Genomic DNA, 17949 nt, shown 5'->3' with positions numbered 1-17949 from the left:
TCGGTTTTAATTAGTTAGCGTACAAAATTAAGCAATTTATTTTGTTTCATATCATTAATTAAACTTCAGAAAAAGCTTTTACAAGTTAAGAATTAATTGCTTGACTAAGCAACTCTCCTCTAAAATACCCGCCTTCTTTTTATTGCATCCTTATTTTTCAAAAGACCATTGAGTAGGACAGTTGAAATAATCAAAATTGCACCATAATAAAACATCGGACTCATTTTTTCCTTTTCAGGGAATAGAAATAGTGCAATAACGATACCATAGATGGGCTCCAAATTATAGGTAAGCACCACCGTATAAGGGCTTATCAGCTTCATTACATTTACAGACGCTATAAAAGCATAAGCCGTACAAACAGAGGCCAAAATGAACAAATAGCCAAAATCTGAGGTGCTCAGTTTAAAAAAATCTGTAGAAAAACCTCCTTCGAAACAAAGAATGAAAATCGATATGAACAGTACGCCACTGATAAATTCGTAAAACGAAATCACCGTAGCCGAATGTTTCTTTAAAAAAACGCCGTTTAAAACTGCAAAAAGCGATGAAAAAAAAGCAGATGAAATTCCCAAAAGAATACCTTTTAGATATTTTATTTCGCCTTTGGTAATGAGAAATACGCCAAGTATCACCAGCAATCCAAAAATGATTTCATATGGGATTACTTTTCGTTTGTAAAAAACAGGTTCAATAATAGACGCAAAAAATGCTCCCGTGGAAAACATGGCCAGGGCAATAGATACGTTGGCCGCTTTGATGGAAGCAAAAAAGGTGATCCAATGTAAAGCAATGATGATGCCTGCCAAAGACAATCTTAGAATAGATTTCCCATTAATTTTTAATTTGACTCCAGCTATTTTGATATAAATAAACATCAAAATGGTGGCCATTCCCATTCTGAACCACACTAATGGCACGGCACCTATCGAAATCAATTCTCCCAGAATGGCTGTAAAGCCGGCAATGAATACTAAAAAATGAAGGTGAAAGTAGTTTCTTAGCTTAGCGTTTGGCATTGTACAGAAGATATACAGCTAAAATACCAAAAATGACATTAGGAAACCAGACTGCAATAACAGGCGGAAAGTCAGACTGCTGAGCCATTACCCCAAAAATTTTATCGAAAAAGATAAACACCATAGCGATACATATCCCCAAAGCTAGATTTACCCCCATTCCACCTCGTCTTTTAATGGAAGATACTGCCACGGCAATAATCGTTAATATAAATATGGATACGGGTAAGCTCCATTTTCTATAGAGCACCAATTTATAACGGCCAATATTGGAAGAGCCTCTTGCCTCTTCTTTAGCAATAAAATCAGTCAATTCAGAATAGGACAGTGTTTCAGCTATATAAATAACAGGTGTCAAGTCCGCTACGTCAAATGTAAACAACGTGTCCTTGCGCCTTTCAATTTCCAAAGTATCGGTCAATTCGCCAACGTTTCGTTTTACGTAATCAATCAATCTATAAGTTGTATCCGCTTCAACGTATCGGATGCTTCGGGCGCTAATTTTCGTAGTCAATTTGTTGTCCTCAAAATGCTCTAGTGTGAAGTTTTGACCTGTTTTACTTTTGGAATTAAAACTACTCACATAGATATAATCGTTTTCGTTAATTTGTCGAAAAACGTTTTTATTATCCGTGGCACTTCGCCCTCTTTTGAAGTATTTGTAGTCAAACTCATTAAAACCTTTACTGGCCTCAGGGGCCAAAAACAAACCTAAAATCAACGCGAAAAAGGCAGTAATAGTAGCACCGTACAAATAGGGGCGTAAAAATCTTGAAAACGAAACTCCTGAACTCAAAAAAGCCACGATCTCCGTATTGTTGGCCAACTTTGAAGTAAACCAAATCACCGATAAGAACAAAAAAAGTGGAAATAATAAATTGGCAAAATAAATAGTAAAGTCCAGATAAAAAAGCGCCACCTCATTAAAGGGCACGTTATTATCCAAAATCTTACCAATTTTTTCAGCCAGGTTCACCGTAATTCCAATAGGAATAAACAGCAAAAGCATCATGATGAAGGTAAACAAATAACGCTTTAATATGTACCAATCTAATATCTTCACTTAGGGAATTTTGCTATAATCGTTTATCCATTTGTTTCACCATCTTATTTTTCCATATTGCGAAATCTCCTGCTAATATATGTTTTCTGGCTTCGCGAACCAACCACAAATAAAATCCTAAATTATGAATAGTGGCGATTTGCTTGCCCAACAATTCGTTAACTGAAAACAAATGCTTTAAATAGGCTTTACTATATTCAGTGTCCACAAAAGTAATTCCCATCTCATCGATTGAGGAAAAATCGTCCTCCCACTTTTTGTTTTTGATGTTGATGGTACCGTGGGCGGTAAACAACATGCCGTTCCTCGCGTTTCGTGTGGGCATCACACAATCAAACATATCAATACCTAACGCAATATTTTCCAAAATATTGATTGGTGTACCCACTCCCATTAAATATCTTGGCTTATCTTCAGGCAAAACCTTACAAACTACTTCAGTCATGGCATACATTTCTTCGGCAGGCTCCCCTACGGAAAGTCCGCCAATAGCATTGCCTACTGCACCAGCATTCGCAATATACTCGGCCGACTGAATACGTAAATCTTTGTAAGTACTCCCCTGAACTATTGGAAAAAAAGCTTGACTGTAATCATATTTCAATGGTGTTTTTTCTAGATGATTGATACATCGGTCCAACCAACGATGTGTCATATGCATGGAACGTTTGGCATAATTATAATCACAGGGGTAAGGGGTGCATTCATCAAACGCCATTATAATATCAGCGCCTATACTGCGCTGGATTTCCATCACATTTTCTGGTGTAAATATATGGTAACTTCCATCAATATGGGATTTGAATTTTACGCCCTCTTCTTTAATCTTTCTGTTTGCTGAAAGCGAATACACCTGATAGCCTCCAGAATCTGTCAAGATATTTCGATCCCAATTCATAAATTTATGAAGTCCGCCGGCCTTTTCAATGATATTAGTTTGTGGCCTCAAATAAAGATGATAGGTATTTCCCAAAATGATATCTGGATTGATATCATTTTTAAGTTCGCGTTGGTGCACACCTTTTACAGTGGCAACGGTGCCAACAGGCATAAAAATAGGGGTTTCAATCACGCCATGATCCGTGGTGATCTGACCTGCCCTAGCTTTACTTTGGACATCTTTTTGTGCTAAATCGAATTTCATAAGCCTAATAACCGGTGCGCAAACCTACATATTTTATATCAAAAAAATAAACTTATTAACAGTACTTAAAGGTTTCGTGAAAATGAAAATAATTGCACCAGTTATACTTTGTAAAACTATTCTAATCTCCTATTTTTGTCGGGCAAAAAACAATCATTTAACATGCCAGACATTAAACACTTAGAAGATATTTGTACGCAGGTGCGAAGGGATATCTTAAGACAGGTACACAAAGTGAATTCAGGGCACCCTGGAGGTTCTTTGGGCTGTACTGAATTTTTCGTTGCGCTTTACAACAATCTCATGGAAACCAAAGACTTATTTGATATGGACGGGATAGGTGAGGATTTGTTCTTCTTGTCCAATGGTCATATTTCTCCAGTTTTCTATAGTGTTCTGGCCAGAGCGGGGTACTTTCCGGTTGAGGAATTGAGCACCTTTAGATTGATTGATTCCCGTTTGCAAGGACACCCTACAACCCACGAGGGCTTACCAGGAGTGAGAATTGCCTCAGGTTCTTTAGGTCAAGGTATGTCCGTAGCAATTGGTGCGGCACAAGCCAAAAAATTGAACAACGATGATAAAATCGTGTATTCCTTGCACGGTGATGGAGAATTACAAGAGGGGCAAAATTGGGAAGCAATTATGTATGCCGCCGGTAATAATGTGGACAATTTGATTTCAACGGTCGATTACAACGGACAGCAAATCGATGGTGCCACCAATGATGTCTTACCGATGGGTGACCTGAAAGCAAAGTTTGAAGCTTTTGGCTGGCTCGTTTTGGAAATTAAGGACGGTAATAACCTGGAAGCGGTGATTGAAGGTATGAAAAAAGCGAAAGCCCAAACTGGAAAAGGAAAGCCAGTTTGTGTTTTGTTAACCACCGTAATGGGTAATGGTGTGGATTTTATGATGCATACACATGCGTGGCACGGGAAAGCACCGAACGATGAGCAATTAGCTATTGGTTTGGAGCAAAACCCTGAAACCCTAGGCGATTACTAACCACTTACACAAGGAAAAATGAAAACATACACTTATACAGAGAAGAAAGATACAAGAAGTGGTTTTGGAGCTGGACTGGCTGAATTGGGAAGAACCAACCCTAATGTGGTTGCACTTTGCGCGGATTTAATTGGTTCTTTAAAAATGAACGAGTTTATAAAAGAAAACCCTGAGCGCTTCTTTCAAATAGGAATTGCGGAAGCCAATATGATGGGGATTGCCGCAGGTTTGACGATTGGTGGAAAGATTCCGTTCACAGGAACATTTGCCAATTTCTCAACAGGTAGGGTTTATGACCAAATCCGTCAATCTATTGCCTATTCGGGTAAGAATGTGAAAATTTGTGCGTCTCACGCTGGATTAACTCTAGGTGAAGATGGAGCAACGCATCAAATACTTGAAGATATTGGTATGATGAAAATGCTACCGGGTATGACGGTTATAAACCCCTGTGACTATAACCAAACCAAAGCAGCTACCATAGCTATTGCAGACCACGTTGGACCAGTTTATCTGCGTTTTGGAAGACCATCTGTTCCTATTTTTACACCTGCCGACCAAACTTTTGAAATTGGAAAAGCCATAAAATTGACAGAAGGCAATGATGTAACCATAATAGCTACAGGCCATTTGGTATGGGAAGCACTTGAGGCCTCCAAAGTATTAGATCAGCAAGGAATATCTGCAGAGGTTATCAATATACATACAATAAAACCTTTAGATGAGGAGGCAATTCTTGAATCGGTTGCTAAAACAGGATGCGTGGTAACGGCAGAGGAACACAATATCCTGGGTGGACTTGGAGAAAGTGTAGCACGTACCTTGGCTTTAAACAACCCTGCTCCTCAGGAATTTATTGGGACGAACGACACATTTGGAGAGTCTGGAACCCCTGCACAGTTAATGGAAAAATATGGATTGAACAGCGCATCTATTGTAGAAAGAGCGAAAGTTGTTATCCAAAGGAAATAGAATTAATTCCTGACAAAATTTTGAAGGGTTCGTTTTTATAAAATGAACCCTTTTTTAATACTTACATTTTCATCCCCCTGCTTAAAAAAATCCATTCCAAAAGAATAAAAGGCTTTTGGCAACGTTTTTGATATTAAACTTCAAATCTTAAAACGAATAATTATGAAGAACACACACGAATTAAAAAGAGAGTTGAAAACCCATATCTCTAAAGGAAAAATGATATTGCTCGTTATCGCCCTGGTTTTAACAACAATCTCCGGCTTTGCCCAGACCCAAACAGGCATAGGTCTAAAAGGAGGATTAAACTATAACGCCAACGGAGATTACTTTGAATCGATTGGCGATAATGCCCAGAATCCAGACAGAAATGTAGGTTTTCATGTTGGGCTTTTTGGTAAAATTGGCAAGAAAGTATACCTAAGACCAGAGCTTATGTACACCAGTACAAAAAGTGAATACAACAACAATGATTTCAAAATGCAAAAATTGGACGCCCCAATTTTAGTTGGTGCTAAAGTAATTGGTCCTCTAAGCGTCTTTGGTGGGCCGGCATTTCAGTATATTTTGGATACCGAATTTGACGGTATCACCATTGGTGATATTGAGAACGATTTTTCCGTTGGACTTAATTTTGGTATCGGTTTTAATCTAAAAAAATTGGGTATAGATTTGAGATACGAAAGGGGCTTTAGTAATAATGAAGCTACCTTTATCAATAACAATATTACTTCTGACCCGAATGCCCTGAGCCGTTTGGACACCAGGCCAGACCAATTAATTTTGAGTTTGTCTCTATTGCTATAGTGGAAAGTACAGTTTATAAAAAAACCTGCAAGAGCAATAAAATGCCTTGCAGGTTTTTCATTTAAATCAAATTAAGCATTTTGCTTCTTAATCAAATTAAGGGCAGAACCTTCATTATACCATGCAATTTGCGCTTCGTTATATGAATGGTTTAACTTAATAGCATCTTTACTTCCGTCTGCATGCACCACCTCTAGAGTTAACTGTTTGTCTGGTGCAAATTCGTTTAAATCCAAAAAGTTGAAAGTATCGTCTTCTTGAATTAAATCGTAATCATTCTCATTGGCAAAGGTTAAACCTAGCATCCCTTGCTTTTTAAGATTGGTTTCGTGAATACGCGCAAAAGATTTTACAATTACAGCAGCAACGCCTAAATGTCTTGGTTGCATTGCCGCATGTTCACGGGAAGAACCTTCACCATAATTATGGTCGCCAACCACAATAGTTTTTATTCCGGCCTTTTTATATTGTCGCTGTACGTCCGGCACACCGCCATATTCGCCAGTCAATTGATTCTTTACAAAGTTGGTTTTTTGATTAAAGGCATTAACGGCTCCAATCAAGGTATTATTAGCAATGTTATCCAAGTGCCCTCTAAAGCGCAACCAAGGCCCAGCCATGGAAATATGGTCGGTAGTACATTTTCCGAAAGCTTTAATCAAAAGTTTTGCTCCAGTAATGGTATCACCTAGTGGCTCAAATGGCGTTAATAACTGTAAACGTTCTGAAGTTTCATTTACAACAACATTTACATGGCTCCCATCCTCTTCTGGCTCTAAATAACCATTATCCTTCACATCAAAACCTTTTGGTGGCAATTCCCATCCTGTGGGTTCGTCCAACATCACTTCTTCGCCATTTTCGTTGATAAGGCTGTCGGTCATCGGATTAAAATCCAACCGCCCAGCTATGGCAATAGCCGCCGTAATTTCGGGTGAAGCTACAAAGGCGTGGGTATTTGGATTTCCATCAGCACGCTTTGCAAAGTTTCGGTTAAAGGAATGGACAATACTGTTTTTTGGTGCGTTCTTTGGATCGCTATATCTTGCCCACTGCCCGATACATGGCCCGCAGGCGTTAGTAAATATTTTCGCGTCCAGTTTTTCAAACACTTGGAGGATACCATCCCGCTCGGCGGTATATCTTACCTGTTCCGAACCCGGGTTAATACCAAACTCAGCTTTGGTTTTTAGGCCTTTATCCAATGCCTGTTGCGCAATTGATGAAGCTCGCGATAAATCTTCGTAGGACGAATTAGTACAAGAGCCTATTAAGCCCCATTCTACCTTTATAGGCCAATCATTATCTTTAGCCTTACCGGTCATTTCAGAACCTACTGGAGTGGATAAATCTGGAGTGAAAGGGCCATTTAACAATGGGCTCAACTCTGATAGGTTAATTTCTATCAATTGGTCGAAATACTGTTCCGGATTGGCATAAACCTCAGGGTCTGCAGTTAAGTATTCCCTAATTTTATTGGCTTCTTCGGCAACGTCTTCCCTATCCGTGGCTTTTAAATAGCGTTCCATAGAATCATCATAACCAAAAGTAGAGGTAGTTGCTCCTATCTCGGCTCCCATATTACAGATAGTACCTTTACCTGTACAGGACATGGCCAAAGCTCCCGGGCCAAAATATTCAACAATAGCCCCTGTTCCGCCTTTAACAGTAAGTATTTCGGCCACTTTTAATATCACATCTTTAGGTGCTGTCCAACCTGACAGCTTTCCGGTCAATTTAACACCAATCAATTTAGGAAACTTCAATTCCCAAGCCATACCTGCCATAACATCTACAGCATCTGCTCCACCCACACCAATGGCTACCATGCCCAAACCTCCTGCATTTACAGTGTGCGAATCCGTACCAATCATCATCCCGCCAGGGAATGCATAATTTTCTAAAACCACTTGATGAATAATCCCTGCACCAGGTTTCCAGAATCCAATACCGTATTTATTGGATACAGATTCAAGAAAATTGAACACCTCACTACTTACATTGTTGGCGTGTTTTAAATCCGTTGCGGCACCTTCTTTGGCTTGGATCAAGTGGTCGCAATGCACAGTTGTTGGCACCGCTACTTTACTTTTTCCTGCTTGCATAAACTGCAACAAGGCCATTTGTGCTGTAGCATCTTGACATGCAATTCTATCCGGGGCAAAATCCACATAATCCTTTCCTCTTACAAATGCCTTGTCCGGCGCACCATCCCATAAGTGGTTATATAATATTTTTTCAGAAAGCGTCAATGGCTTTCCAACAACTTCACGGGCTTTATCGACGTTTTTAGCCATTTTGGAGTAAACGCCCTTAATCATTTCAATATCAAATGCCATATATTATCCGTTTTAATTTTTAGTAGTTTATTTTAAGTTGCACTAATATACGAAATTACGAGGCTGTTTTTATATTCAAAAAATAGACTTAGTTTATTCCAACTTTGTCAAAATCTATCTTTTAAATAATTTCAATATGAAACTGGTAGTAACAAAAAAGCCTGAGCATTAAAACCCAGGCTTTTAATTATTTAAAATTTTCAACAACTACATTACCAATTCCTTTTGTGACGGCTTAAACTTGGTCAACACAATACCGTCTACCGCAACCTCATATTCTTGCATTGTTGGGGTTCTTCCTAAGATTGTGGACAATACAACCACCGGAGTTGAAGACAACAAAGATTCTCCTTTCTTTTCGCCAGAATCTTTCACAACTCTTCCTTGGAACAGTCGTGTAGAAGTTGCCATAACGGTATCTCCTGGTTCCGCCTTTTCTTGGTTACCCATACAAAGGTTACACCCCGGACGCTCTAAATATAGCATGTTTTCATACTTGGTACGAGCCAATCCTTTTGGTGCGCTATCGTCAAACTCAAAACCCGAGTACTTCTGTAATACTTCCCAATCTCCTTCTTCCTTTAGCTCATCTACAATGTTATATGTTGGAGGTGCTACCACCAACGGTGCGTTGAACTCCACTTTACCATGTTGCGCTTCAATGTTCTTTAACATTTGAGCCAAAATCTTCATATCTCCTTTGTGAACCATACAAGACCCAACAAATCCTAAATCTACTTGCTTAGTACCACCGTAATAAGATAATGGACGGATCGTATCGTGCGTATAACGTTTTGATGGATCATCATTATTTACATCTGGATCGGCAATCATAGGCTCAGCAATTTCATCTAAGTCGATTTCAACCTCAGCATAATACTTCGCATTAGCATCTGGTTTTAAAGCAGGTTTGATTCCAGTCTTAACCTCTGAAATTCTAGTATTCGCTTTATCAACTAAACCTTGAAGCACTTTATTTTCGTTATCCATACCTTTTTCAATCATGATTTGGATACGATCTCTTGCAATCTCTAAAGATTCGATTAAAGTGTCGTCTTCTGAAATACAGATAGATGCTTTAGCTTTCATTTCAGCGGTCCAGTCTGTAAATGTAAAGGCTTGATCAGAAGTTAATGTACCGATATGAACCTCAATGATTCTTCCTTGAAATACGTTTTCACCACCAAACTGCTTTAACATTTGTTGCTGAGTGGCGTGTACTACATCACGGAAATCCATGAAACTCCTCATATTTCCTTTAAAGGTTACCTTCACTGATTCTGGAATTGGCATGGTAGCCTCACCTGTAGCCAATGCTAGGGCAACGGTTCCTGAATCTGCACCAAAAGCTACACCTTTAGACATACGCGTATGTGAGTCCCCTCCAATGATAATATCCCAATCATCAACTGTAATATCATTTAATACTTTATGGATTACATCGGTCATGGCATGGTAAACACCTTTAGGGTCACGAGCCGTGATCAACCCAAAGTCGTTCATAAACTTCATTAGCTTAGGAATGTTCGCTTTTGACTTATCATCCCATACCGAAGCCGTATGACAACCTGATTGATAACTAGCATCAACAATAGGAGAAACTACTGTTGCTGCCATCATTTCTAACTCCTGAGACGTCATTAAACCTGTAGTATCCTGAGATCCCACAATGTTCACCTCAACTCGAACATTAGATCCTGTATGTAACGTTTTCCCCGGAGTGGTTCCAACAGCATTTTTGTTGAAGATTTTTTCAACCGCTGTTAAACCTTGTCCTTCAATAGAAATCTCTTTTGAAGGCGCATATACTTGAGGTACATCTATACCTAAAACCTTACATGCAAAAGTTTGTAATTTTTTACCGAAAACCACCGCATAAGAACCTCCAGCCTTAATGAACTCCACCTTTTGAGGCGTTAAAGCCGCAGAGATATCTTTTAATTCTTGATCTCCGTTATATAATTTCTTTTCTTTTGTATTGATCGTTAAAACAGTTCCTGTTTCAACAGAATATACTTGTTCTAATAAGGGCTCGCCATCAGCATCGTAAATGGTGTTACCTTCGGCATCCTTTTTAGTCACCCAGTTTTTAAGGTCGATTCCGATTCCTCCAGTTACTCCAACAGTTGTTAAGAAAATTGGTGCAATTCCATTAGTCCCAGCAATTACTGGAGCAATATTGATAAACGGTACGTATGGGCTAGATGAAATACCTGTCCAAAGTGCCACATTGTTTACTCCAGACATTCTTGAAGAACCTACGCCCATAGTTCCTTTTTCAGCGATTAACATCACACGTTTATCAGGGTGCTGCTCTTTTAAAGCCAACACTTCTTGTTGCATATCCTTGTTATGCTCAAAAATACATTGTCCGTGCAATTCTCTATCTGATCTTGAGTGCGCATCCGCCCCTGGAGACAATAAATCCGTAGAAATATCACCTACTCCAGCAATATATGTCACCACCTGAATTTCCTCTTCAACTTCAGGTAATTTAGTGAAGAACTCCGCCTGTGCGTAGCTTTCAATAATACCTTTTGAAATAGGGCAACCTTTCTTTACGGCATCCTCGAGTCTTTCAGTATCCGCCTCGTACAGGAAAACTTGCGTTTTTAGAACTTCTGCAGCCTTCTGTGCTATATCGATATCTTTTTGTTCCAAAACCAGATCCAAAAGCACCTCAATAGATGGCCCTCCTTTCATATGGGACAATAGTTCAAAAGCGAAAGTTGATGTTATTTCTTCAACTACGGATTCACCGAGAATAATCTCTTTTAAAAACTTCGCTTTCACCCCTGCCGCACTAGTTGTACCAGGCAAAACATTATAAATGAAAAAGTTAAGAGAATCCTCACGATGCGCATTATTTACATCCTTAATTTGAGCAATAATTTCACTCAATAATTCACCTCCATCTATTGGCTTAGGGTGCAAGCCCTGAGCTTTTCTTTCTTCAATTTCTTTGATGTAATCGTTGTAGTTCATAAAAGAATTATTTCAATGTTATTTTTATTTTAAAAAAGCGATGCAAAATACGAATTTAATGCAAAGGTGTAAAGATAAATGACCCAATAAAACTAAGTATTAATACTTAATTACTAGAGTCGCATAATTATCGGTGATGTTTGAATTTTTATCATTAATTCATGTAGAAAAATAAAAAATTCTTAGTGCTATTCACAAGGCTAACCAGTTCCTACCTTTCACGATAAATCTTAAGTAATTTCACGATTGCCAAAACTATGGCCATTACTTTGAAGCCAGTTGCAATGGATATCAATAAATTGCCTGTTATTATGCCTATTCCAAAATGGATTATCTTCAACAAAGCACCAATCAAGGAAAAACCAATTCCTATTAGAAAGAAAATTATAGGAATGATAAATTGTTTTATATTCATCTAAAACAAAGACGAAATCACTTCGTTTTCCAAAATACCTTCTGCCTCGGCTTTGTAGTTTTTGATGATACGATGCCTCAAAATACTGTAGGCTACCGCTTGAACATCCTCATTATCAGGAGAGAATTTACCGTTTATGGCCGCGTGGGTTTTGGCCGCTAAAATTAAATTTTGTGAAGCTCGTGGCCCTGCTCCCCAATCGATATATTGTTTTACCAAATCGGAAGCCACATCAGAATTGGGTCGGGTTTTGCCTACCATCCCTACCGCATATTCAATGACATTATCTGCAACAGGAATTCTTCTGATAACGTGCTGAAAGTTTAGAATTTCTTCAGCCGTAAACAAGGCGTTCACTTTAACCGCCTCATCGTTGGTTGTAGCCTTTACCACTTCTACTTCTTCTTGAAAAGAAGGATACTCCAAATTAATGGCAAACATAAAACGGTCCAATTGTGCCTCTGGCAAGGGGTACGTCCCTTCCTGCTCAATTGGGTTTTGAGTTGCAAGTACGAAATAGGGCAAACTCAATTTGTAATGATGTCCCGCCACCGTCACAGCTCTTTCCTGCATGGCTTCCAATAAGGCCGCCTGAGTTTTAGGTGGTGTTCTGTTGATTTCGTCAGCTAAAATGATATTGGCGAAAATTGGACCCTTTACGAATTTAAAATGACGGTCTTCATCCAAAATTTCACTCCCTAAAATATCGCTTGGCATTAAATCTGGAGTAAATTGTATTCGTTTGAAATCCAACCCTAAAGCTTGGGCAATGGTATTTACCATAAGGGTTTTCGCTAATCCCGGAACTCCAATTAACAAAGAATGGCCTCCTGAAAAAATAGAAATCAATATTTGATTGATGACGTCATCCTGACCCACAATGACCTTTGCAATTTCCTGCTTTAAATCTTGGTATTTTTTAACAAACTCCTTTACAGCGACAACGTCAGACATATGTTATTTTTTTAACCAGTTACTTGCATAATCACAGTCGCGCATCTCTCCTGTTACTTTTACATAAGTATCTGTGATTTTCTCTTCCTGCCATTTTTCAATGGCCTTAATCTTTTTCTCATTCAAGGCCATTTGCTTGATTTTCATGAAATCCCGTGCATAGTTGGCTTCATGCTCATCAATCCTATCATTCACGGTTAATAGTTTGAACTTTACTTTCCCAGTTCTATCCGATTCCGGAATAATTTGGCTAACCTCTCCATCCTTTAAATCTTGGATTTGGCCGTACAATTCCGGATCCATTCGGGTGAGTTCAAAATTATAGTCCTGAGTTTCGGGGTTAATCAATTTCCCGCCATCAAATTTGGTTTCTTTTTCATCACTGGACTCCCTTGCGGCCGCTTCAAAGGTAATGTCGCCATCCACAATCCTTTGTCTTACTTTGGTAATTTCTTCGCGAGCTTCTGTTACCGCCTCATCCGAAACCTTTGGTATCAATAGGATATGGCTTACATCATATTCCTGCCCCCTAATTTTTTCACAATAAACAATATGGTAACCAAAATCGGTTTTGAAAGGGTCCGATATCTCACCCTCTTGCAGGGAAAAGGCAACCTGCCTGAACTCCTTTACCATCCTTGGTTGCTTCCGGTTCAAGGTGTATTTTCCACCAGTGCTTATGGAAGCTTTATCATCTGTGTACAACACTACTTTTGAGCGAAAACTTGCCCCATTTTCCAAAACGTCCTTTTTAAAACCTTTTAGTTGCTCTATCACTTTTTGCTCTTCTTCTGCTGATACCTCAGGTTCCACAACAATCTGCGATACTTTTAACTCCGTACCAAAAGTTGGTCTTTCTTCCTCTGGAATCTTATTGAAAAACTGCCTCACCTCTTCAGGGGTCACCTCAACCTCTTCAATAATTTTAGCCTGCATACGTTGTGCCAACATCTGGGATTTATTAATCTCAAACATTTCTTCCTTCAAGCTTTCCTCATCTTCCTTTTTATAAAATTCCAAAAGGCGGTCCATATTCCCATTTACCTGTTGCAAAAACTGCTGCAATTGGTAGTCCACACTTCGCCTTATTTCAGCATCAGACACCTCAATACTATCTTGAATGGCATGATGGGCATACAGTTTGTCCTCCAATAATTTTCCGAAAATTTGACAACGTGTGATATCCTTGGTATTCACCCCCTGGGCCTGCATCTGAATTAATGTTTTATCGATATCAGATTGCAACACAATATATTCGCCCACCACACCTGCAACACCGTCCACTTTTACGCGCTGAAAGGTTTGTGTGGAATCTACTTGGGTCACTTCTTGTGTTTCTTCTTCAACTTCATCTTCAATGATCTCCTGTGAGTGCGAGGGCAAAGCCCAAACAAACAGCAAGACCAAAAGCAATCTTACGTCAATTATAGATTTCAAACTCTTTGTTTTTAATAGCATCCTTAGTAATATCTTTCTCCAATTTTTTTATGAGTTCCAATTTGCGCCTGTTGATAACAATTTGATGAATGGTAGGTTTTACATATTCCAACGGCGCAGTATCGTTACGAAACAACACATCATTTATCTGCATCAAATATAAACCTAATGAATCTTTGAGTTGCACAAAATGGGATTTTTTTAACAGTTGACTTTTATTTTCAGAATTCACCCCCGGAATCTTCGCAATTACTTGGCTCATTTTCACCCATATAGAATCATTTAACGAGTACGATCTGAATTGAATAGCTATGGAATCTAGAGCCCTTTTGTCCTCTTCGTCAAACCGTCTGAAACGATCCTTGATAGTTTCCAAATCAATGATATCCTCATCTACGTGAATATATCTGAATTTGATAAGCTCCTCGTTTAATTTGAACACATCCTTGTGGGATTCGTAGTAGGCCGTGGCCGCTTCTTTTGATACCGACGTATCGATATTTTGTCTCACCAAAGCCTCCAAATACGCCTTGCTGTATAAGTCCTTTTTGTACTGATCCACCAGTTTACTAAAAGTTTTTTGCTTGTCCTCACCCAAATTGATCAGTGCACCGTCCACAAGTAATTGCTGGGTGGCCCAATTATTAATAAAATTCTGGACCATCAAAGTACTGTCCGCTTTGCTAATTCCTTCGGAAAAAGCATCCTCTAAATCCTCATAGTACAAATAGCTGTTATTTACTCGGGCGATGGGCTTTTTTCCTTCAGTTTTCTTAAAAAAGTCGCACGAAGCCATACTCGCCAAAACAACAACTAATATGAGGGATTTTAATTGCATTCGCTTTTTATAATTCTGCTTTTACCTTTTTTAGGGCATCGGCGTTCACCTCCACTTTATACTTTTCTTTTAGCTCGGCAAGCCAAAGTGATTCCTTGTGGGTTTGATAATCGCTCATCACCAAGCCTTTAATATCCTCAAAAGGTTTTAAAGTTTTTGGCAACACCTCTTGTACTTTGGCAACTACATAACCTTTATTGTGCTTATATACTTTTGAAATGCCCGGCTTAAACTCAAAATCTTTTGGTAGCGCCTGATGATCGGCAGGCATGGTATCTGAGGTAATAATCACATGAACATCACCATTGGTATTTACCAACTTTTTGATGTGCTCAAACGACATTTCTTCGTGTAGCATTTTTGATACTCTATTAATGATTTTTCGCTTTGAAGCAGAGGCCACATCCACAACCACGCGTTCGGGCCAGTAGTATTTGTCCTTATTGTTATCATAATACTTTTGAATCTCCAAAGAATCCGTTTTCGCCGTTTTCCAAATGGTATTTTCCATCAAATCAAATAGTAGCAAACCGTCCCTGTATTCTGATAAAATATGAGCAAAATCTTCATTTTCAGCCTCAAGATGTTCCTCTTCATAGGCTTTTAGCTCGTTGCTCAAAAAGGCATTATAAGCCTCTTTTGCAATCGCCTCAAAAGGTTTTCTACCTCGTGAGGTACGTTGATATTTGACAAGATACTCCCCAAAATCAGCAAAGGTTAAGCTCTTTTCTCCTATGTTTAAAAATGATTGGTCGGCTTTAAAATCTTCAGGCAACTGCCATTTTCTTGTAAAGAAATCGTCATTCAAAATTGAGGCAAAATATTCTAAGTTAGGTGTCTCCTCCCCAATATTTCGCTTTTTCTTCAACTTAGCAATTAGTGCTTCCTCGATTAATTTAGAGCGGTCATCACGCTTTACCTTAGCCTCTAATTCAGATTTTAACTGCTCAAAGCTACCAATAGGTTCGATTTCTTTCAATTTAATGATGTGCCACCCAAACTCAGTCCGTATCGGCTCAGAAATATCCCCGGGGTTTTCTAGCGCAAACGCTGTTTCCTCAAATTCAGGAACACTTAATTGCCCACTTGAAAAAGGCTGCAGTTCGCCACCCCTTGGGGCGGTGTTTTTATCATCTGAAAATTCCTTGGCAATTGTTTCAAATTCCTCTCCCTGTTGTATTTTTTGGTAAAGTTCCTTTATTCGGTTCTCCGAGAAATCAGCAAGGCCCTCCTCCTTTTTATGCATCACCATAATGTGCTTCACGGTGCATTTCCCCGGGGATTTGCGCTTGTCCAATACATGCACAATATGGAAACCAAATTGAGTTCTAAACGGTTCTGAAGTTTCCCCAACTGGCGTATTAAAGGCTACTTTCTCAAAAGGATATACCATTCTGAAAGCGGTAAACCAACCCAATTCTTCACCGTATACTTTTTTGCCGTCGTGCACTTCTTTCCGCACTGGCTCAAACCCCTCGGTTTCGGTACGGGTCTTAATTTCTGAAATGAGATTGAATGCGGCCAAAGTATCCTCGGCAGTGGCATTATCGGAAACCCTTACCAAAATATGATTGGCTTTAACATCCTGTGAAAAATGTGCATAGGCCTCTTTTACCAAGGCTTCGCTCACGGTGTTGTCAGACATATAGTTTTTTGCCAACTGCTTTTTGTAGTTGGACAATTCCCTTTGGTAATTGGGCTTTTCATGCAACCCCTGAGCACGTGCCTCTTTAAGTTTTACCTTATAGTTGACAAACAACTTTAAGTATTCGTCTACGTCCTTTTGGGATTCATCCTGAACTAAATTAAGATTTTTGCTATAGACTCTTTTAAACTCGGAAGTTAACACCGCATCGCCATCCACAGTAAAAAGCACGTCATCACTTTGGGCAAAAGATGTCGAAATGAATAAAACAGTAAAAACAAGGGCAAACCACTTCATTTTCATAAATTAGGATTTTTAATCAACGGCTACAAAAATAACAATATATCACTTTTAAACAAGTTGAATGCAAACGTATTGGGGATAGATTTATTTCACATAATCGGATGCCAAAACAGATAATTTTTAGACATTTACAATGAAAACAAACCGCATGCGACAATTAAAACTAATTTGGGATTTTAGGGGGCCTGATGCCCAAAGGATTGCCGAGCACCACGAAATTCATTTAAAGGAATACATTAAAAGGGAGCAACTCGATTTGAATATAACGGGTGTTGAAGTGCTGAGCGAAGCACATAGCATTGCTTTTTTGGTAGTTGATGAATCGGATATGAGGCCGGTACGGGATGCTTTGAAGCCTCATCGTGGGGCGGTGTATTTTGGATGATTTTTCGTTTGATTTAGTAAAAAATTTCAACTTACTTCATATCATAAAGTTGTAAGTAATTATGAAAAAATGCATTCTGATATTATTTAGCCTAATTTTATATTGTTGTTCATCTTCAAAAGAAGTATCAAAAAAAACAAATCATGGAAAATTCGAAATTGTGAACACACCATTAGTAGTTGAAAATGATACAATTTATATGAATGAGCTTCGATTTTATAGAATTCAGTCAGCACTAGACGGAATGAAATTAATGTATGAAAACTATGGGAATTGGAATAAAAAAGTCGATGGAAAACATCAACAAAATATTAATAGAATTGTTTGGAGTGACATCAATCTCCAGAATGAAATTGATGAAAAATTCACAGTAGTTGCTGACGGTAAAGAAACTATGACTGACTATTTTGCTTGTTTAATGGTTTTTGATTCTAATGGAAAAGATTGTTTTAACCCCGAACACCCTATAAAGAAAAATTGACAGAATTATTTGTTTATAAAATGAAAAGAATTCGTAGAAACTCTTCAATATATGATTCATTTAGATAATAAATAACTACTTACAACATTGGTAACCGTTGCGCAAGCCGCCATAAAAACCCATAATTTCTGCAACAGACTCGTTTTAAGGAGCT

General features: G+C 38.7%; 14 protein-coding genes. 5 read left to right on the top strand and 9 right to left on the bottom strand.

The annotated features are described in order from the left end of the window. Positions 1-119: 119 nt before the first annotated feature. From ACFSR8_RS06345 to tgt, 3 genes are read right to left on the bottom strand one after another with little or no spacing between them, the layout of a single operon-like run. The gene (locus ACFSR8_RS06345) at positions 120-1019 is read right to left on the bottom strand and encodes a DMT family transporter (RefSeq protein ID WP_380290191.1); all 900 of its coding nucleotides are present in this window, start codon (positions 1017-1019) and stop codon (positions 120-122) included. Next, positions 1006-2082, bottom strand: a complete 1077-nt coding sequence (locus tag ACFSR8_RS06340) for an LptF/LptG family permease (protein WP_380290189.1) — start codon at positions 2080-2082, stop codon at positions 1006-1008. Before ACFSR8_RS06340 ends, ACFSR8_RS06345 begins: the two co-directional genes overlap by 14 nt. Before the next feature lie 13 nt (positions 2083-2095). Next, on the bottom strand, positions 2096-3226 hold the full coding sequence (gene tgt / locus ACFSR8_RS06335) for a tRNA guanosine(34) transglycosylase Tgt (protein ID WP_380290187.1): 1131 nt from the start codon (positions 3224-3226) through the stop codon (positions 2096-2098). Between the two features lie 162 nt (positions 3227-3388). Between tgt and ACFSR8_RS06330 the strand changes: the two genes are divergently transcribed. The 3 genes from ACFSR8_RS06330 (at position 3389) to ACFSR8_RS06320 (ending at position 6013) form a co-directional block, all read left to right on the top strand. Beyond that, on the top strand, positions 3389-4234 hold the full coding sequence (locus ACFSR8_RS06330) for a transketolase (RefSeq protein WP_380290185.1): 846 nt from the start codon (positions 3389-3391) through the stop codon (positions 4232-4234). A gap of 18 nt (positions 4235-4252) precedes the next feature. Further along, on the top strand, positions 4253-5206 hold the full coding sequence (locus tag ACFSR8_RS06325) for a transketolase family protein (RefSeq protein ID WP_380290183.1): 954 nt from the start codon (positions 4253-4255) through the stop codon (positions 5204-5206). Between the two features lie 219 nt (positions 5207-5425). Next, the gene (locus ACFSR8_RS06320; protein ID WP_449272393.1) at positions 5426-6013 is read left to right on the top strand and encodes an outer membrane beta-barrel protein; all 588 of its coding nucleotides are present in this window, start codon (positions 5426-5428) and stop codon (positions 6011-6013) included. Positions 6014-6084: 71 nt separating this feature from the next. On the opposite strand, the gene ACFSR8_RS06315 is transcribed toward ACFSR8_RS06320, so the two are convergent. The 6 genes from ACFSR8_RS06315 to ACFSR8_RS06290 form a co-directional block, all read right to left on the bottom strand. Next, positions 6085-8352 carry an aconitate hydratase gene (locus ACFSR8_RS06315; protein WP_380290179.1) on the bottom strand — a complete coding sequence of 756 codons (2268 nt, stop codon included), beginning with the start codon at positions 8350-8352 and terminating at the stop codon, positions 6085-6087. A 207-nt stretch (positions 8353-8559) separates the two neighbouring features. After that, entirely contained in the window at positions 8560-11337 is a 2778-nt protein-coding gene (locus tag ACFSR8_RS06310; RefSeq protein ID WP_380290177.1) for a bifunctional aconitate hydratase 2/2-methylisocitrate dehydratase, read from the bottom strand. 415 nt (positions 11338-11752) lie between these two features. Then, the gene (locus ACFSR8_RS06305) at positions 11753-12706 is read right to left on the bottom strand and encodes an AAA family ATPase (RefSeq protein WP_380290175.1); all 954 of its coding nucleotides are present in this window, start codon (positions 12704-12706) and stop codon (positions 11753-11755) included. A 3-nt stretch (positions 12707-12709) separates the two neighbouring features. Further along, positions 12710-14164, bottom strand: coding sequence for a peptidylprolyl isomerase (locus ACFSR8_RS06300; protein ID WP_380290173.1), 1455 nt, complete (start codon positions 14162-14164; stop codon positions 12710-12712). Further along, positions 14127-14981: a peptidyl-prolyl cis-trans isomerase gene (locus ACFSR8_RS06295; protein WP_380290171.1), complete on the bottom strand. Its 855-nt coding sequence runs from the start codon at positions 14979-14981 to the stop codon at positions 14127-14129. Before ACFSR8_RS06295 ends, ACFSR8_RS06300 begins: the two co-directional genes overlap by 38 nt. A 7-nt stretch (positions 14982-14988) precedes the next feature. Further along, positions 14989-16929, bottom strand: a complete 1941-nt coding sequence (locus tag ACFSR8_RS06290; RefSeq protein WP_380290169.1) for a peptidylprolyl isomerase — start codon at positions 16927-16929, stop codon at positions 14989-14991. Between the two features lie 148 nt (positions 16930-17077). On the opposite strand from ACFSR8_RS06290, the gene ACFSR8_RS06285 reads away from it, so the two are divergent. Both ACFSR8_RS06285 and ACFSR8_RS06280 read left to right on the top strand, forming a co-directional pair. Further along, positions 17078-17314 (top strand): hypothetical protein, encoded by a 237-nt coding sequence (locus ACFSR8_RS06285; RefSeq protein ID WP_380290167.1) that lies wholly within the window; start codon positions 17078-17080, stop codon positions 17312-17314. A 61-nt stretch (positions 17315-17375) separates the two neighbouring features. After that, positions 17376-17795 carry a hypothetical protein gene (locus ACFSR8_RS06280; protein WP_380290165.1) on the top strand — a complete coding sequence of 140 codons (420 nt, stop codon included), beginning with the start codon at positions 17376-17378 and terminating at the stop codon, positions 17793-17795. Positions 17796-17949 lie beyond the last annotated feature (154 nt).

The organism is Hyunsoonleella rubra (genome assembly GCF_042684665.1).
GTDB classification, from domain to species: Bacteria; Bacteroidota; Bacteroidia; order Flavobacteriales; family Flavobacteriaceae; genus Jejuia; species Jejuia rubra.
Note: the sequence above shows the minus strand (reverse complement) of the source record. Positions and strands in the feature narration are given on the sequence as shown.